At 34.9% G+C, this 19,596-nt stretch carries 14 protein-coding genes; 4 read left to right on the top strand and 10 right to left on the bottom strand.

Annotated elements, in window-relative coordinates:
- Window positions 1-267: 267 nt before the first annotated feature.
- The 4 genes from HGP29_RS25135 to HGP29_RS25150 all read left to right on the top strand — a co-directional run bounded on the left by HGP29_RS25135 (window position 268) and on the right by HGP29_RS25150 (window position 5,723).
- The gene (locus HGP29_RS25135; protein WP_211093416.1) at window positions 268-3,741 is read left to right on the top strand and encodes a SpoIIE family protein phosphatase; all 3,474 of its coding nucleotides are present in this window, start codon (window positions 268-270) and stop codon (window positions 3,739-3,741) included.
- Between the two features lie 124 nt (window positions 3,742-3,865).
- Window positions 3,866-4,360: a hypothetical protein gene (locus tag HGP29_RS25140; protein WP_168885220.1), complete on the top strand. Its 495-nt coding sequence runs from the start codon at window positions 3,866-3,868 to the stop codon at window positions 4,358-4,360.
- 81 nt (window positions 4,361-4,441) lie between these two features.
- Window positions 4,442-5,374, top strand: a complete 933-nt coding sequence (locus HGP29_RS25145; protein ID WP_168885221.1) for a hypothetical protein — start codon at window positions 4,442-4,444, stop codon at window positions 5,372-5,374.
- A gap of 121 nt (window positions 5,375-5,495) precedes the next feature.
- A complete protein-coding gene (locus HGP29_RS25150; protein ID WP_168885222.1) occupies window positions 5,496-5,723 on the top strand; it encodes a hypothetical protein in 228 nt (75 codons plus the stop codon).
- 89 nt (window positions 5,724-5,812) lie between these two features.
- Here HGP29_RS25150 and HGP29_RS25155 read toward each other — a convergent pair whose 3' ends face one another.
- The 10 genes from HGP29_RS25155 to HGP29_RS25200 all read right to left on the bottom strand — a co-directional run bounded on the left by HGP29_RS25155 (window position 5,813) and on the right by HGP29_RS25200 (window position 19,572).
- Entirely contained in the window at window positions 5,813-7,996 is a 2,184-nt protein-coding gene (locus tag HGP29_RS25155) for a L,D-transpeptidase (protein WP_168885223.1), read from the bottom strand.
- Between the two features lie 120 nt (window positions 7,997-8,116).
- A complete protein-coding gene (locus HGP29_RS25160) occupies window positions 8,117-10,318 on the bottom strand; it encodes a cation:dicarboxylate symporter family transporter (protein ID WP_168885224.1) in 2,202 nt (733 codons plus the stop codon).
- Window positions 10,319-10,480: 162 nt separating this feature from the next.
- Complete coding sequence (locus HGP29_RS25165; protein ID WP_168885225.1) at window positions 10,481-11,716, bottom strand: dicarboxylate/amino acid:cation symporter; 1,236 nt, start codon at window positions 11,714-11,716, stop codon at window positions 10,481-10,483.
- 176 nt (window positions 11,717-11,892) lie between these two features.
- Complete coding sequence (locus HGP29_RS25170; RefSeq protein WP_168885226.1) at window positions 11,893-12,303, bottom strand: hypothetical protein; 411 nt, start codon at window positions 12,301-12,303, stop codon at window positions 11,893-11,895.
- Between the two features lie 82 nt (window positions 12,304-12,385).
- Entirely contained in the window at window positions 12,386-13,000 is a 615-nt protein-coding gene (locus HGP29_RS25175; RefSeq protein ID WP_168885227.1) for an ABC transporter ATP-binding protein, read from the bottom strand.
- 100 nt (window positions 13,001-13,100) lie between these two features.
- Window positions 13,101-13,895, bottom strand: a complete 795-nt coding sequence (gene lpxA / locus HGP29_RS25180; RefSeq protein ID WP_168885228.1) for an acyl-ACP--UDP-N-acetylglucosamine O-acyltransferase — start codon at window positions 13,893-13,895, stop codon at window positions 13,101-13,103.
- An 89-nt stretch (window positions 13,896-13,984) separates the two neighbouring features.
- A complete protein-coding gene (locus tag HGP29_RS25185; protein WP_168885229.1) occupies window positions 13,985-15,385 on the bottom strand; it encodes a bifunctional UDP-3-O-[3-hydroxymyristoyl] N-acetylglucosamine deacetylase/3-hydroxyacyl-ACP dehydratase in 1,401 nt (466 codons plus the stop codon).
- Window positions 15,386-15,467: 82 nt separating this feature from the next.
- Entirely contained in the window at window positions 15,468-16,511 is a 1,044-nt protein-coding gene (lpxD, locus tag HGP29_RS25190; RefSeq protein WP_317169966.1) for a UDP-3-O-(3-hydroxymyristoyl)glucosamine N-acyltransferase, read from the bottom strand.
- A gap of 78 nt (window positions 16,512-16,589) precedes the next feature.
- Window positions 16,590-17,804 (bottom strand): HD domain-containing protein, encoded by a 1,215-nt coding sequence (locus HGP29_RS25195; RefSeq protein ID WP_168885230.1) that lies wholly within the window; start codon window positions 17,802-17,804, stop codon window positions 16,590-16,592.
- A gap of 4 nt (window positions 17,805-17,808) precedes the next feature.
- Window positions 17,809-19,572 (bottom strand): OmpP1/FadL family transporter, encoded by a 1,764-nt coding sequence (locus HGP29_RS25200; RefSeq protein ID WP_168885231.1) that lies wholly within the window; start codon window positions 19,570-19,572, stop codon window positions 17,809-17,811.
- Between the last annotated feature and the right edge of the window lie 24 nt (window positions 19,573-19,596).

A 19,596-nucleotide genomic window follows, 5' to 3' on the forward strand; every position in this document is an offset into this window, starting at 1 on the left:
TTTTTGGTGATAAAAACTGGCTTTTCAAAAAGTGATTTTTTATACATTTCTGTACATTAGGCGTTCTTCTCCCATTTTTATTACACTAAATTGATACATTAGGCGTTATATTTTTGATTTTTTTAATAAATAATATTAAAATACAGTCATAAACCAGTGCATTTTTTTATCATTTGGTCACAATTATTCGAACTCTGTCATTCGCGAATTATTGCCATGAGACAAAATTACTTACAACTACACAAAGCGTATTTTTTAATTCTGATAATGCTTTGCTTTGCTAACATCCCATTGTCAGCGCAAAATATTCTCAGTACGCACTATTCAAAAGATAACGGTCTAAAAGCCGATTATACGAAGTATATCGCAAAAGACTCCATTGGCTACTTATGGCTTGCTAGTGATAACGGACTAGTACGTTATGATGGTGACAAATTTAAAAGCCTTGGATCTAAGCACCTTACGAGTAACTATGTAAAGCATATCTTACGAAAGAAAGATGGTTCTTTATATGCAATTACTAATAAGGAGATTGTACAGATTTTCAGTAAACCCAACACTGTAAAATTCAAGACATTAATCAAAATGGAAACGGAAGAACCTACACCTGGTAAACTACACTATGGTAAGGTTTTATTCGAGGACCAGAAAAGTCAGCTATGGGCTGCTGATAATTACCAGATCTTCAAGCAAAATGAAAATGGACAGTTTGAAATGGTCTTTAATGACTTCAATCTTCCTAGTGAAAACGAAAGTAGATCGTTCCAATTCGCAGAAGATATGTCTGGTAACTTATATGTTTTCCATTATTCTGGATCAGTATATAAATACAATGCAGAAGAAAACAAGTTTGACTTAATTACAAGAAATTCTGGATTAAGGAATATCGAACATGTAGTTTGGTATACTGAATCATCATTCCTTGCTGCAGATAGTAAAAAGGGTATATCACTTATTGATGTATTCAAAAACAAAGTAGTAAGAAACCAAATCGGGAAACCATTTGATGCATCATATATCCAGGAGATTGGTACTGACCAATTCTTAATTACTGGTTTTGTATCTGGTTTATACCGTTTAGAATCAACATATGAAGGGTTTAACCTTTACAGAGACCCTGAACTAGGTGTATATAATGGTAATTCTATCTATTATAACGATTTAGATATCTGGTTAGCGAAAGACAATGGTATTTCTCTTTTCCAACAGTTACCATTCAACGTTTTCGCATCCAACTTAACAACATCATACATACAGAATATCAACGGTAACGACGATCATCTATATTTTTCAGATGGTGGAACCTTATATATGGGTACTGTTAACTCGTTGAAAGATTTCAACCTAGAACGTAAAGTAAAAACGTCAGAGGGTAACTCTTTCTTAAGAATCTTACCAACAAAAGAAGGGGTTTATACTTCAGATGCGAATGGTCTGATCCAATTATGGAGAAACGGTCAAGAAGTGAAAAAGATTGACTTATCGAATCTAGGTGGTGCCATTTTCATCTTACAACAAGACAAAGAAGGCAACCTTTGGATCTGTCAGGACGGTGTAGTTGGTGCGATAAAAATTGGTAGAAACAACAAACCAAAGATTTATAGTGTCGAGCAAGGTATTTCTAGTAGACCAATTGTTATTAAAATTAACGATGCGGGGGAAATCTTCGTTGGTGGTACTTCTAAAGATGGTTTAATCTTCCAATACAACGAAGCAGTAGATGCATTTAACAACCTAACTGCTGATGTGAAATTTAAAGTAGAAAATAATATCCAAACGAATGACATCACTACTTTAAAGACAGGTGAAGTAATATTAGGTACTTCTTATGGTACTTTAATCTTAAAAGATGAAGAGTTTAAACGTTTGAATTTTGGTGATTTCACAACAATTACCAACAATGCATTAGCAGTTGACCCTTCTCAAAAACAACTTTGGGTTGCTTCTTCGAATGAGTTAATTCGTTATAACTTCGATCATGATGAGTACCTTGTTTATAACAACAAAGATGGTCTTCCTGATGCTACCTTCAACATTAGGGGTCTATATATTGATGATTATGGTAAGTTATTCATCTCAACAACAAAAGGTATTGGATTCGCTCCTAACCTTCAGGTATTAAAAGAAACTCCTCGACCAATCTTAGAACAGATCAACGTAGGTAGTGACAGAATAGACTTAAACGAAACAGTAGAAGTTCCTTCAGATAGTTACTTAAAAGTAGGTTTCCACATTTCAGTATATCCAACACAAAACGTAGCCTTCCAAAAAAGAATTTTAGGTTACCCTGGAAAGGACGAATGGACAAACTTCGATAAAGAATCAGAAGGTCTATTAATAGACCAGTTAGAACCAGGTTCTTCATATACTCTTGAAATTAGAGGTAGAAAAACAGGTAACTTCTCATGGTCTAGACCTTTAACTTATAGATTCTCTGTATATACTCCATTCTACAAACAATGGTGGAGTAACTTGATCTATATCCTTGTATCGATTTTAATCATTGTGATTACTATCCAATTTAATGCTTACCGATCTAGAAGAGAGCAAAAGCGATTAGAGGAACAGGTAAACAAGCGTACAAAGGAGGTAGAGAACCAAGCGCGAGAATTAACAGACAAGAACTACGAATTAGAAAAAGCCTTTAACCGACTAAAACGATCAGAGGCCATTCTAAACCACAATACAAAAGAACTGGAAAGAGCGAAGAAAGATGCTGAAAAAGCGGCATCAAAACTTCGAGATCAAAACAGTCAGCTTGAGGAAACTTCTCGAACAATTCGTGAACAACACCACGAAATGAAATCTCACCGAGAGCAGATCCTTAGACAAAACGAACTTGTAAAAGAACAAGCCCTTCTACTTTCTCAGCACAATGACAAGGTAAAGAGTTCCGTAAATTATGCTCGTAGAATGCAAACTGCCGTATTTGGTAAACCATCAGATATGGAAGATAAAATGCAAGCAATTGGTACTCACTGGGATGGTTTTGTTTATTTAAAACCAAGAGATATTGTATCTGGTGACTTCCATTGGTTTGGTGAGAAAAACGAAAACTACATTATTGTAGCAGCCGATTGTACTGGTCACGGTGTACCGGGTGCCTTCATGTCACTGATTGGTAATGACCTTCTTAACCAAATTGTATACGAAAGAGGTATTCTTGATCCAGGTAGAATTCTAAAGTTGATGAACGATATGATTCGTCAAGCATTGAACCAAGCTGAAAACGATGATAGCCGTGACGGTATGGATATCGCTATCTGTGTGGTTTCACCAAAGAGAAAAACACTTACTTTCGCAGGTGCAGGTAGACCTCTATATTATATCGAAAACAGCGAACCAGAAGAACTGAAACGTCTCAAAGGTGGTAAATTCGGTATTGGTGGTAAGAAGAATCAGAAAAAAGTCTTTGATTCTTATTCATTACCACTTGAGGAAATTAAAGTATTCTATATCTGTTCGGATGGTTACCAAGATCAGTTTGGTGGCCCGAATGGAAGAAAACTAATGCAAAGACCATTTAAAGAACTTCTGTTCAATATCCATCAGAAAGAAATGAACGTTCAAAGAGACTCTCTTTCTAAGTTCATGGATCAATGGATGCACCAAGGAGATCAGAGACAAATTGATGATATGTTGATTATCGGTGTACGTCCTCACGTTATTATTAACGAAGAAGAAGAAGATGCCTTACTTCTTGCTGATGAGGAGAAAATCGATCGTCATACTATCTTCTAGAAGATATCATTCATAAAATGAATAAAGTAGCGGTAGAATATACATTCTATCGCTATTTTTTTGACTTGTGAAAAATTCTTAAAAATCATTTTTCTATTTTAAAAGTAGGTCGTACCTTTAATCTGTGAAATTAAATAAGAAATATAGACACAGAATAAATCATTACTTCTCTGCACTTACTTTTATCTGCTTATTTAGCTTAACTAAAAATCCCCTTTGTGCACAAACTAGTAATATTTCCTCATCGGTTATTTATAAAATTGATGATGAAGGGTTATTAGACAAAGTAGATGTAACCGAGAGAAAAGTAATCCGCATTTTTGATACTACTCATAATGAACATTGGCATTTCTTCTTTGAAGATGAGAAGCTTATTGCTATAAATTGTCCTACAACCAACCTTCACTTTTTAGAGTTAAAAGAAACAAAAAAGAAGGTCTTTTTTAATGAAGAGAAGAATATTAAACTCTTTACAATGATGAACGATCACAGTTCACATCAAATCAATATTCATATTCCCCACAAGGACATTACAAGACGATTAGTCTTTACAAAAACTGATGATTTAGAGGTAAGTTCCCTATTCAAAAAAATCTCTACGAACTATCCTGTGTTCTAAAATCATTGTTCAAACAAATATTTTTTGTATATTTCACAAAACTTAATCCTATTATTCATTTCTCTCACACAATTTATCGCTATGAAATACTCACTGTTGCTTAAGAGTTCGCTAGCGTTTTTTATGCTTTCAACATTCGTAACAACTAACTACTCAAACGCACAAGGTTGCTCTGATGCTGGTGTTTGTAGCATCGGACCAATGACTCATAATGAAATATCTGAAGATGATCCTTCTAAAGGAGAAATTAGATTTAAGCCATCATATTCATTAGGAGAAAAACAAACCAGTATTATTGGGTTACAAGTTGAAGCTGATTACAACATTAATGATAAAGTTTATTTTCAATTTCTGATGCCTTATGTCATCTCCACAGGTGAATTAGGGACTGCAACAGGACTTGGAGATATTACGCTTTCATTGTCTGTTCCTGTTTATAAAAATGATAAAGTTAGAACTACCATCTTTGCAGGTACAAAAATACCTTTAAACGATGGTAATGTAATGGATAATGGTGTAGCATTACCAATGGCCTACCAACCCAGTTTAGGTACTTTTGATTTATTAGGCGGAGTTGCTGTCAATGTTGATCACTTTTTATTTTCTGTAGGATATCAACAGCCTCTAACTCAAAATAGCAGTACATACATTTCTAATGATCCAGATCCTGATGCAAAATTTAAAACAACAACAGGATATGAAAGAGCTGCAGATATGGCTATTAGAGCTGAATATGCAAAAGCTAACTTCGAAAAATGGTCATGGAAAGCAGGTTTACTTGGTATTGTACATATGGGTGAAGATTCTTATATCGATACAGAAGACAACAACCAACGTAAGAACATTGAAAACTCTAGTGGATTAACGCTGAATATTACTGGCGGTATATCAAGAACAGTTGGTAAATATACTTTTGGTTCTGACCTAGGTTTTCCTGTTATGGCAAGAGAAGCAAGACCTGATGGTTTAACTAGAACATTTGCTTTAAGTATGTATGTTGGTTGGAAATTCTAATCATATTACTCCAAAGTTAAAGCTGTATTAATTATTAAATATTAGCTAATATTAGAGTAAGGAAACTATACTTTTTTGATCAGATTGATTATTTTTAATTAGTAATTAACAAGTCTGTATCATGAGTATAGCAAATCAACAACAATACTTGTGGGAAGGTGGTTTTGAAAATACTGACTCACATACTTTATCCTTTAAAGTAACCCTATTCTTCGACGACAACACAAGCGAATCTTATTTCGAAGAATCTAGTTTTGACCTTACTGAAGATGAACTATTCAAATCAAATTTACTTGAGGAGGATGGCGTCATCGATATCTATATAGAATTGGAAGGAGTTTCTGTCTAAGTACGGAAGCTCCTTTTTTTTATTAGGTATCTTAAAAAAACAAGAGGTAAACCTTATAGAAAGTTTACCTCTTGTTCGACATTTATTTTTTAATCTGCTAATGTTATTGCTTCCCCATTCACTTCTGAGGTAATAACATATTGGTTCGATATCCATTTATATTTTGAATAAAAGGATTCGGCTAGCATGTGTATTCCCCAAAGCATTTCGGCTTTTGGGTTGGTCACTGTTGTGATTTTTATATTATGCGGATTCTCTGAACTATGAGAATATTCGAATAAAGCATAAAGCCCTGCCTCATCTAATAAATTAAGGGTTCCTTCTCCTCCTAATCGCTCTGTAAGGTAATTTTGATACTCTTGCCCACTAATAGGAACCAACTTACCTTCTTTGATGTCTCTACGCTGTAACTCCAACTCTCCTAAAGCATAAATATATGCTTGTGCCAAGATAGCATCATAATAATCAATAGAGCCTTCAAATTGAATTCCTGGCCACTCCTCTCTTTTATCCATAAAGTTATTGATCCAAGTTAAGTGTTCCCACTCTCTAAAACGACTTGGATATTCCATCGCTAAAGTATCTAAGAGCCCCATATAATGCAGTACTCGTTTTCTTTCATCTGATATTGACAAGAACTCTAAACCTCTGATAGAATCGATACCATCCTCGAAATATTTATCGATAACAGTCTGCTGAGAAATATTGATATTTTTAAAAATCAAAGCAGTATCCAAATCTTGGTACTTGACAATTTCGTCACTCAAGTCTTTTACTAGAACATCTTGAGTATCGTTCAAGCGACCTGTAAAATAGGTACTGATCTCACTATAATCATAATTTCTAAAGAACGGATGATTACTCGATAACTTTAATTGATCTTTATAATACTCCCCTCTAAAACCGTAATGCTGTTGAAATGGAATGTCTGATAAATCATCTAAGTCTTGAATATGCAACCAGTATTTCATTGCTGATTCTGGGAAGGGCACATTAATACTGATTGTAATATCGGCAGATTGTTTATCGATCTTAGACATTCGGTAAGCAATTGAACTTGCTAAAGGAGGTAACACTTTAGAATATAACTTTTGATTCAAGGTGATTGAATCCAACATATTTTGTTTACGAATAACAATTTGTTGCTCGTTATAAATAGATTCTAAATCTGTATCATCGAAACCAGGAACTTTAATATTTTTCGGAGGATGTAACGCAACTGCATCCAAAAATACAGGCATCGTCTTCTGTTTTTTCAGAATTTCTTTGATGATAAATGAATTGATATTTGAAACCCTTACACATCCACCAGAAAGAGCAAACCCTAATTGGTCTTCTCTATTAGTACCATGAATATATAACTGACGAATACCAGAATTACTATTATCAATAAAAGCAAAATCATCTTGTGACTTATCCAAGAACTTAGTACCTGCAAGATCAACAAACTCTGACCCCATATTCTGACCAATTAAACCAAACTGATTTGTACAGATAAAAGCCTTCTCTTCTTTCGTTGATTTTCTGTAGATATATTTTGCTTCGCCTTCGTATGTTTGACTATGAATCTTCCAAAAGAATCTTTTAGGTGAAGTTGTTTTAGTTCTTGATTGCCACCCCGGCTGTGAATATTTTTCATAGATCATAAAATACCCGAGTGGTGTTTTTCCTGAGTCTTCCGTAAAACCAACTCCTTTCCATGCAGAAGAAATCGGAATTTCAACCAACTCTCCTGTAGACATATTAACCAAATATCCTTTCTGTCCTCCGACATTGGCCTTTGCAATATTACCAACAAAAGCATACCCTGATCGGATACCTTTGGTTTGTCGTAAATAAATAAATGCTTTGCTTAATTTCTGATGGATTAATTCAAAATCTTTCTCTTCCGACTCTTTAGATAATACTCTCATGCGACAGTATGCATTCTCAGTAAGCATCTGTCTTTGATGTTCCGTCATTTTGGGAAAGTTCTCATACAATTCATTGATGAACTGTTGGGTTAGAGAAGCTAAGCTTTCTGGCATTTTCTCTTTGGCATCGAAAAGCTCCTGCATACCTGTAGATGCACTTACAGCGACCAAGACTTCTTCAGACACCATCGCCCTAGAACTCACATAAACATCTTCACCAGTAAGTTCTCTCCAATTAAAGTCTGGAGTATCAAAAATATCTTGACTACTTACGTCTGTTGTTTGTTGATGTGGAGCACAAGAATTCAAATAGAATAAACCTATGAAAAGGTAAACAAGATAAGAGCATTTAACTTGCATATGCATTGATTTTATAGGAGTTAGTCTAAATAATTTATCATTATAGATTAAAAAATAATGGATAGTAATTTAAAAAAAAATTGTCAAGAAGTAAGAATTTTCTCACTTCTTGACAATTAATTAGTCTACCCAATGTAAAACATCTTTTATTACACTCCAATGTTCCTGTCTTCTCAGCTGATCATCACCCAGAATCCAGTAATCATAGAAGCGTTGTATTGTTCCATCTTTCTTATTGACTTCTATCCAATCTGTAACAAAATTAGCCATTGCCTCATCATTATTACCTACAGGATAGGCAAGTGGTAAGGTAATTTTATAAGGCAGTGGATTGGCAATTTGACATTCTGGATAAAGTAATGTCAAAGCGGCTCCTCTTTCAGCACTGGTTAATAATCCATCTAGGTGTGGCTCAACTCCAGGTTGCTGTTTAAAAAATTGATTTACCGAATCCAACCTTACACCTTTGGCATTTGGGAAGTAATTCAAGAATTTTTTAGCGACATCACTCCTCTCAAAATATCCTATGGTGAAAGAATCTAATGCTGCAGTTTTCTCATATGATTTATAAGCATCGTCATGATCTTTTACCACCAATGCCATGGTTACATCTAGATAAGGCTTAGAGAAAGACAACTCCGCCGAATATTGCGTCGACATAAAAATATCAGACATTACAATATCGAAATGATCTTTCCCTAACTCTTCTGGCATATCGCCAATAGTAATCGGTACAAACTCTAATTCTACATCCAAAGCAGAACCTAATTCATGAGCCATATCAATACCAAACCCTACCAACTCACCTTTTGCATTGAAATAACTAAAAGGGATTTCATCTTCATAAAAACCTACCCTTAATTTTTTTCTACGCTTTATTCTTTCCAATACTGTTTCACCTTCCATTAATGGATCAGGGTTGGGAACTGATTCAGGTAAAACTGTAAAAGGAACGAGATTATGTATTAGCTGCATATTTGCAATTACTTGATCATTCTTATAGGCATCTTTCAAGGAATAAGCCAAGAAGATCCTAAGAGGGATTAGAGTGGCTACAAAGAGACCAACAGTCACGGCCAAACTAAACAATACTTTACTTTTCTTTATTTTAAAGAATCCATGTGCAGATGAAGTTGTAAGAATAGTCAATGTAATTAAGTGCATGGCTCCTAATACTACTCTTACTCTATCTGTAAATACCGTAGATACAACGAAGAGTTGGAACATATCTTTCGGGATTTTCAGTAGATCCAACATAAATGGAATACCCGTCACCGGAGCAACAAAACTACTTAATAGCGTAGCTCCAACGAATACCGGAGTATCTTTAAGTGCAATTCCACTACCTATAAACCAAGCAGCAAAAGGAACAAATATAAAAATCACCAAGGTACCTAAGTTGGGAAATGGATAGGCTAATGGCATTAAAATATCTATACCAGCATTGTTTTCTTCGTTATCTAACTCATATTTCTTGAATAACTCTTTTACGTCTTCTATCAACTGAGGAAGTACAACAATAATTTTACCTGTGGCAAATATTGTAATTAGAGTAGCTTTAGTATACTTAAAAACATCCTTGTATTTGAATGGAGTACATGAAGAAATAATCATAGGCAACACCCAAAATACCATAATGATCACCGCGACAAGATATGTAAGCAAGTAAGCCTGCATTTTTCCTAACTCATCTAAAGTCATTGTACCCGCTGTACTTGCTGCAATGGCAAATACCCCACTTGGTGTTAGTTTTACTACTAGTTTGTTTACTTGGTTTAATGCTTTGTTAAAGGCATCCAAACTATGCAGTAACATTTCTTTATCCTTACCTTTTATCTGCATTACGCCAATACCCACAAGAATACTGAACAGTACCACTGCTGGCACTTTACTTTCTGCTAAAGAGAAAAAGGGATTAGAAGGAATATATAACTCAAGGAAATCAATTTCTGGAGGGGGAGCGACAAAACTGGTACTAAAGAAATTGGCTGATTTCCATTCTGGAAATGCAAAAGGTAAAATCAATACCACTGTAAGCCCTATTGCCAACAGTATTGCTAGAAACTTAATTCCCTGAATAATTAATTTTCGACCTTCTTCTAATGATAGTCTACCAATATTTACGATTAATGAAAAAACGATATACGGTAAAACGGTCATCTGAAGTAGACCAATAAATGCATCACCTAAAATACTAAGGTGTTTACAATACTCTCCAAAAAATAGACCTACAGCAACTCCACTAAAAAGACCAATAAGGATTTTAGTCGATAAAGTCATTGGCTTTTTTTCTTTGACTTCAGTAGATGAGTTAAATGACATAAAAATTGAGTGTAGTTATTAAAGCTGTTACAGAGTACAAAAAAATTATCTGTAAATCTTGTCGTACAATTTAGAAAAAAATAAAATAAGGCTACCCTTTATTAAAAAAGAGTAGCCTATTTTTTTATATCTTTTTTAGCTCTTTAAGCTTTTTATTCACCTTTATGATTGATTCTCTACAGTTGTAGATCCCATATTATCAATTTTCTCCATAACAACAGCACAAGAAGCATCGCCTGTGATGTTTACAGCGGTTCTGAACATATCAAATATTCTATCTACACCAAAAATAAGCGGTAAAGCCTCTACAGGTATCCCTACAGCCATTAAGACCGCTACAGATAACAAAGTAGGCCCGGGAACTCCTGCTGTCCCTACAGCACCTAATACAGAGACAATTGCAATAGCAATATAATCTCCGAACCCTAATGGGATATTATATAATTGAGCAAAGAAGATAGCAACCATTGGATTAAACACTGCATTTCCTGCCATATTTACAGTCGCACCTAAGGGTAATACAAAAGAGGAAATTGATTTTTTCACTCCCATATTATCACATGCTTCATAATTTAATGGCAAAGTTGCTAAAGATGAAGCAGAAGATATGGCGAAGATCTGAGGTGTCATCATCTCTTTAAAAAACTTCTTCGCAGATACATTACTAAATAAATGGACAAAAGCACCAAACATAGGATACGCCACGATTAGTAGAGCGACCATGTATAAAATAAACAATTGACCAATACTTGATAGTACATCAAAGCCAAAAGTTCCAACAGCATCAGCCATTAGTGATAATACTCCAAACGGAGCAATCCACATCACTTTGATAATCATCCAAGTTAATACATCATTGATTCCTTCAATCGTTTTGCTTACTAACTCTCTCTTTTCATCAGGAAGTTTACCAATTCCTACTCCAAAGAATAATGAGAAAAGAATAATTTGTAAAATTGAACCCTCAGTTAGTGATCTAAATGGATTGGCTGGAATAGCTCCTAGCATGGTATCCCAAAAACCTGCAACTTCACCTTTTGATACTAATGATGAGTCCATCATATCTTTCGCGAGGTCTGAAATATCTAATCCAGAACCCGGTTTGAACAGAACAGGAAATATAATCCCAAAAAATACAGCAATGAATGAGGTTAATCCAAAGTAACCAAAAGTAAGCGTACCAATTTTCCCTGCATTTTTTGATTGCCCTAATGCCTGTGCTCCCATAATGATTGAAAAGAACACTAATGGAACAACCAACATCGATAGTAGTTTGATAAAAATTTTCCCTACAGGTGCAATTACAGATACATCTTCACCGAAAATAGCACCCAGTGCTGCTCCTAATACCATGGCAATTAGAATAGCAACCCCTAGGTCAATTTTAAAGAATTTCATATGATAAGTTTAAATAAATATTATATGCTAAAAATAGATGTTTGACTTTAAATTATTAGCATTCTGATTGTTATTGCTTTTAAATAGTTCGGTTTCTAAAAATTGGGCATAAAAAAAACCCCATCACTTTCAGTAACAGGGTCTAAATTTCAATAAGTCTTTACAATCTAAATCCTTTATTGCTTATCAAACACATAAGTGTAAGTTGTTTCCGTTTCTTTTACTCTAGCAGAAGAAGTTACTTCAGTGTAAACTAAAGATACAGTTGCAGCATCTCCAGTGATTGAAGTAGCGTCATCCCAACCTAAGTCAGCAAATTCTGTAGCTGAGAAAGTAGTGTTAGAGAAGCCAGAAGGCATTGGCCATGATGCATCATAACCTGAAACAGTCACATTTCCACTCGATGTATCTACCGTTAATTTGAAGTCTGCAGTAACTTCTGCTGGGTTTGTAGATGAAGGATTCGCAGCATAAACTACAGTAGTAGTACCTGGATCCGGATCATCACTACCTCCACAACTAGTCACCATCGCTATTAGTCCAATTAACGAAAAGAATAGAATTGTTTTTTTCCAAATGTTTTTCATTACAATAGATTTTATAAGTTTTAGAATGTAATAGAGACAATTGAAATAAGGAGACCGACGTTAGCAAATATAATATAAGTTATTATATTTTAAAGCTTTCCACTGAAATAATTTCATCACAGTGCTCATATTCATAGGTTTGATTACTACAGATTACCACTAACCTATCGTTACTTACCTGAGGTAACCATGATTGATACCAATCGATATTTTTCTGGTCTAGATTGGAAGTTGGCTCATCTAAAAACAGTATTTCTGACTCTGTAAAAAAGGCCAAAGCCAGCTTTAGCTTTTGTTTCATACCTGATGAAAAATCTTGTATCTGCTTATTTTTTGCAGACTCAAACCCTAATGTTTCGATGATTTCATCAATAGACTTTGTCATTTTTTTTAGTGAAGTATGAAAAGTCAGTTGTTCCAGCAAAGTATACTCTTCAATCAACTCTGTATAAGGACCTGCTAACACTAAATATCTCCATATCTCCTCTACACCAACGGTTTTATGCTTCGTCTCATAAATGATTTTACCTTTAGAAGGGTCTGCTACTCCAGATAATATTTTTAGCAAAGTCGATTTACCACTGCCATTACCTCCTGTAATTGCATATGATTTTCCACTTTCTAATGTGTAATCTATCCCTCTAAATATCCATTCTCTTGCAAACTTTTTACCTAAACCTTCTAATGTAATCTTCATTTCCAAAAGCCTATTTATCGCTTGTAATATGTAAAGTCTTTGAATAAAAAAACCATCTTCTCTATCGAAAAGATGGTTAGAATATTTTTATATCAATAGCTTAGTATCCTTTAATGATACCACGCTCCGAATTTTTCAAGAATTCTAAGATCGCATCTCTCTCTTCTGAAGGATCTACTTCTTCTTCAAGCTGACGCATAGATTCAGCCATAGTAAAACCTCGAGTATAGATTAAGCGATACATTTCATGAACTTCTTGCAATGCCTCACTCTCAAATCCTCTTCTTCTTAAACCTACAGAGTTAATACCACAGTAACTTAATGGCTCTCTTGCAGCTTTAACAAATGGAGGAACATCTTTTCTTACAAGAGACCCTCCAGCAATAAATGCATGTGATCCAATCTTCACAAATTGATGAACAGCAGCAGTACCTGCAATAATTACATGATCAGCAATTTCAACATGACCTGCAATTTGAGTAGAATTAGAAAGAATACAGTTATCACCCATAATTACATCATGAGCAATATGAACGTAAGCCATCAACATACAGTTGCTACCTACTACTGTTTTCATTTTATCCGTAGTACCGCGACTAACAGTCACACATTCTCTTAAAGTTGTATTGTCGCCAATGTAAGTAAGCGTCTTTTCTCCTTGAAACTTCAGGTCTTGAGGAACACCTGAAATCACAGCACCAGGAAATACTTTTACGTTTTTTCCTAGACGAGCACCGTCCATAATGACCGCATTAGGGCCAATCCAAGTACCTTCTCCAATTTCAACATCACCTTCAATTGTAGCAAAAGGTTCCACTACCACACTATCTGCAATTTTTGCATCAGGGTGGATATTGGTCATTGGATATTTTTCAGTGTAAGGATTTTTTGACATCGTTTAAATCGTGATGAGTTATTCTTACAGTAATTTGCAAGAAAAGGACGAGTAAACGAATTATTTCATTTACTCCTCCCTAATTATTTTTAAGCGTTATTATCTTTTTTTACTAATGAGGCAGTCATGATCGCTTCTGTTACTAGTTTATCACCAACATAAGCTTGACCCTTCATCTTAGCAATACCTCTTCTGATTGGCATTAATAATTCACATTTGATAATTAATGTATCACCCGGCATTACCATTCTTCTGAACTTACACTCTTCAACACCTACAAAGTATGTCCAATAATTTGATGGGTTGTCTACTGTGTTCAATACTAAGATACCACCAGTTTGTCCCATTGCTTCAATCTGAAGTACACCCGGCATTACTGGGTTGCTAGGGAAGTGACCTGCAAAGAATTCTTCGTTGATAGTTACGTTTTTGATACCAATAACATAATTATCTGTCAATTCTGTAATTTTATCTACAAGTCTGAATGGATATCTGTGAGGTAACATTTCCTCAATTTGATTCACATCATAAACTGCAGGCTGTAATGGATCGTAAGTAGGTACATTCTTACGAGCTGATTTTAACATTAAGCTCTTTAACTTACGAGCAAAGGCTACGTTTGCTGCATGACCAGGTCTTGCTGCTAAAATTTGACCCTTAATAGGACGACCCACTAACGCTAAGTCACCTACCATATCTAATAGTTTATGACGAGCAGGTTCATTTGGATGACGTAGTTCTACGTTATTCAAAATACCTTCTTCTGCTACTTCAACACTTGGTAATTCAAATAATTCCGCTAACTCATCTAAAGTTTCTGGCGAAACCACTTGGTCTACTACTACAATAGCATTGTTGAAGTTACCACCTTTGATAAGGTTTGCTTTACGTAAAGCTTCTACTTCATGTAAGAAACAGAAAGTTCTTGATGAAGCAATTTCAGCAGCAAAATCTTCAATGTTATTTAAAGCGGCATGCTGAGAACCTAATACTGGTGAATTATAATCTACCATTACTGTTAATCTGTAATCGTTTAACGGTAATGCTGCGATTTCTACTTTTCTATCATCTTCTTTGTAAAATACACCTTCTGGTACTTCAAAGAAGTTACGTAACATAGATTGCTCTTCTAAGCCCACTTCCATTAAAGCTTCTACGAACTTAATAGAACTACCTTCCATAATTGGAGGTTCAGGACCATCGATTTGAATCAATACGTTATCGATTTGTAAACCTACTAATGCGGCTAAAACATGTTCAACAGTATTTACTCTTGCACCATCTTGTTCGATTGTTGTACCTCTTGATACGTCTACAACGTTGTCTACATCACAATCAACGATTGGTTGACCTTCGATATCAACTCTTTGGAACTTATATCCGTGATTAACTTCTGCAGGTAAAAATACCATTTTACTAATGGCTCCTGTGTGGATTCCAACGCCTTCAACGGTCACTGGTGCTTTAATTGTATGCTGTTTCGTATACATTATCTATATAGATTTAGCAATTTTTCTTGCCGTACTACTTGGTTATTTCTTTTATTAAATTTCGCGATTGTTACCAATGCGACTACAAACTTAATACTTTTTTCTCAAGATCTCTCACAATTCTTTGTAGCTCAGGTAGCTTCCTGTAAACAGCAAAGGATTTTAAGTGCTCCATCGAAGGGATTGCAGGTGATCCCATAATACGAGTTCCTGCTTCCTTAACTCCTTGAGCTAAACCAGATTGTGCTGCAATCATAGTCCTATCTGCTACTTTAATATGACCAGATACACCAACTTGTCCACCGATCATACAATTTGAACCAATTTCACTTGATCCCGAAATACCTGTCTGAGAAGCAACTACTGTATTTTCTCCTACAACTACATTATGAGCTACTTGAATTAAGTTATCAAGCTTCACTCCTTTTTTCAAGACTGTAGAACCCATTGTCGCTCTATCTACCACAGTATTAGCTCCAATATCTACATTGTCTTCAAGGATAACATTTCCTATCTGAGGAATAGTTTTATAAGTACCATCTTTCTGAGGAGCAAAACCAAATCCATCAGATCCAACAACGGCCCCTGCTTGTAAAGTACAGTTATTACCAATTTTTGAACCATGACAAACTTTTACGCCTGCATATAATACACAGTTATCGCCAATTTCAACTCCTTCTCCAATAAATACTTGAGGATGAATTTTGGCATTCTTACCAATTTTCACTCCTTTAGATATATATGCAAAAGCACCTACATAAGCAGTTGCTTTGTCCATCTCAACACTTTCGTCAATAAAAGCAGGTTGTTCAATACCCACTTTAGCTAGACTCAACATTCTTTGGTATTCTGTAAGTAAATCAGTGAAACCAGCGTAAGCATCTTCTACAACAATCATTGCACAAGGTACTTCCTTTTTCGGTTCAAAATCTTTACTCACTATTACCGCACTCACCTTTGTAGAATAAATAAACTCTTCGTATTTCATGTTTGCTAAAAATGAAATAGCTCCTGCTTCTCCTTCTTGGATTTTTGCAATTGTTGAAATTTTAGCCTCAGCATCTCCTCCAACTACTTCTCCTTGAAGTAACATCGCAATCTGTTGTACGGTAATTTCCAATTTCATAGTATGGTCTTCCCTATATGACTTCTAAGAATTATTGATTTTTTCTTTATTTTTCTTGTCTACAGACAAAAAATCACGCTAAGATACAACTTTGGGTTGGCATAGGTAATATTTTGTGACAATTTTCGTTAATGCCTCAATATTTGGCAAGTCAGAAGCATCAGAAATATCAATAATTGCCCCACCTTTCATCTTCACCTTAATATTCTCTCTATCAGTTGTATAAGCAGCATTACTCACACTCCCTTTGAGACAAAGGAAAGACAAATCTTCCTTTTCAAAACCTTTTGATAATAATTTTTCTTGAACAGATTTTAACTTTTCCTCATCGATTTCTTCAATTGACATATCAACATTGAAAAGTTTTCTATTTAATAGACCATCAATAAGTAATCTCAATACTGGATCATCACCAAATTGCCAACTTTTTAAAGCTGTCCAAATATTATAGTCATCCAATTGTAAGTAATGTTCTACAATGGAACTGTCATTTTCAAAATCTGCTTTTGTGATAGATTGAGTTAGAAAGAATTTCAAGTTAGGATCACACACTAAATCAATTCCTTTACCTAATAAATGCTTAGCTCTTCTAATTACACTTTGTAGCATTAACTCTGCCGCCAAACCTGTTCTATGCAAGTAAACCTGCCAATACATCATTCGACGAGCATTTAAAAAACGATCGATGCTATAAATACCTTTTTCTAAGACAACTATATCATCGTTATGGACATCTAACATCCTGATTATTCTACTTGCTCCTACACTGCCTTCTACTACTCCTGAAAAAAAGCAATCTCTCTGCAAGTAATCCAGTCGATCCATATCCAGTTGACTAGAAACCATTTGATGAAAAAACTTTCTCTGATAATCCCCTGTGAACATATCAATAGACATTTGTAAACGGCCATCCATCTCATCGTTCAATCGGTGCATTAAAAATAAAGAAAGCTCTTCGTGATGTACATCCAATAGTATGTGTTCTAAAGCATGAGAAAAAGGACCATGTCCTACATCATGCAATAGAATAGCAATCATTGCTGCCTCTTTTTCCTCTTTTGATATTTCTGTACCTTTTCTTACCAACGACTCGATAGCAGACTTCATCAAATGCATTGCACCTAATGCATGACTAAATCTTGTATGCTGCGCTCCGGGATAAACCACACTTGAGCACCCCATCTGCTTAATTCTAGTCAGTCTTAAAAATATTGGGTGATTAACCAGTTCTAGTATTAGCTCTGAATCAATAGAGACGAACCCATAAATTGGGTCGTTGATAATTTTGTACATAGTATTAAAAGCGTTTACCTATACTTAATTGTAATTCAGTACGAGTATTATTTACATCTGCTATAGGATAAATTAAAATAGTTTGCCCATCCTGAGATGCATTATCAGATAATTGATACGGACTGTCTATACTTTTCCATGTACTGAAGATCACAGCAAAGTCCATATAAAATTTCTTATTCCTATAACCTAATCCTCCTGTATAGAACTGTTTACTTTGGTCAACTCCTAAATTATATTCCTCTTTGTGAGGATCTTGATAATAGGCAAAACCACCTCTCAACATAAACTTAGGATTTAATCTATATTCTGCACCTAGTCTGATATTGATGGTATTTCTATACTCTTCACCTAAAATAAAGTTATCTCCTTCAAAATTTAATGGAACAGTAAATGCATCAAAAGTGCCTTCCAAATATACAGTCTCTCCCTTGTTAATCTTCATTGCAGAGTAACCTACATATTCTACATCAGCAGTAATAAAGCCTTTTTTACCTAAAAATGCTGAGATACCACCAGACGTTTTCCAAGGTGTATTTAAGTTATAGTTTGTTCTTAAACGCTCATGAGAAGCTGTCTTCATTCCATTATATGATCCTGTATCAGAAGCGTTCGGATTGCTCAACAATGCTCCTTCAGGATTATATACATTGGTGGTATAATTTCCATTAGGATCCGTCACAAATTGATTTTGTTGGTATTCAGCATCATCCCATGACTTGTTATCATAATCCCTTGCCATAGTAGCTTGATAATAGTCTGTAAGTGCATACCAAGTTGGAGAAGTATAAGTAGCACCAATTCTAATCGCATCAACTGGTCTCCAAATTAATCCTACAGAAAGGTTAACACCCCAACCATTCGTTTGAAAATCTTCAGCTAAACCTAAGTAAGTTAACTCTTCATTTCTTAACTCATAATATTCAGTTGTTTTTGAGTAGTTCACATTTTGAACTCCAAACTTAGCTCCTAAATATAATTTATCATCATAGTTTGCTCCATAGGCAAACGTTGTCTCATATTGTCCTCCTCTAGTCTTTACAGATTGCTTTCTTTCTTGAATTGGTGTTGAAGGCACTCCATATCCATTATCTCTATCAGCAATAAAGTAATAATTATAACTATCAGGATCATCTCCATATACTGGCTTAATCAAATCAATAGCATAAGCCATTTCTGCTAAAGAGAATAAAGCATAACCATTGTTGTAATCCTGTAATGCTAAATCCATGTTCGATTTTGCAATACCAAAGGCAGATTCTTCTAAGTAATTCAATAAAGAAGTTGGGTTACTTCCATCCTCTGTATAAGTCAAGTCACTATTATAATCAGCAATTCTATTGAAAGTGATGGCAAAAGAACCACCTCTCCATTTACTACCGCTATTATTATCAGACTTTGATTTGGCCCAAACAATACCTAATTCAGGAAGAAAAAATCTAGTTTGGTTAGCATCTCCTGTAATACCATTACCAGAAGCTTCTGTCCCTGTCATTCCTATACCCATAGAAACGTGGTATTCCGACTTTCTGAAAAAACCTAATCCTGCAGGGTTAAGCATGGCATGGGAAATATCACCACCTAAGGATACACCTGCTCCCCCAATGGCTCGGATTCTTGATGACCCTGCTAAATTCTGCTGAGAAAACCTCACTGCATCATTATAGTAACCAATCGGTGGATATAAATTTTGTGCGTATGTTGATAAGCTAAAAATTAGGAATAATGCACTTAAAAAAAATAATCTCCTATAAGTTCTATTTATCATATTTTTATTGATGAGTATTTTCAA

Origin of the sequence: Flammeovirga agarivorans (assembly GCF_012641475.1) — a bacterium.
In the GTDB taxonomy this organism is placed as follows: domain Bacteria; phylum Bacteroidota; class Bacteroidia; order Cytophagales; family Flammeovirgaceae; genus Flammeovirga; species Flammeovirga agarivorans.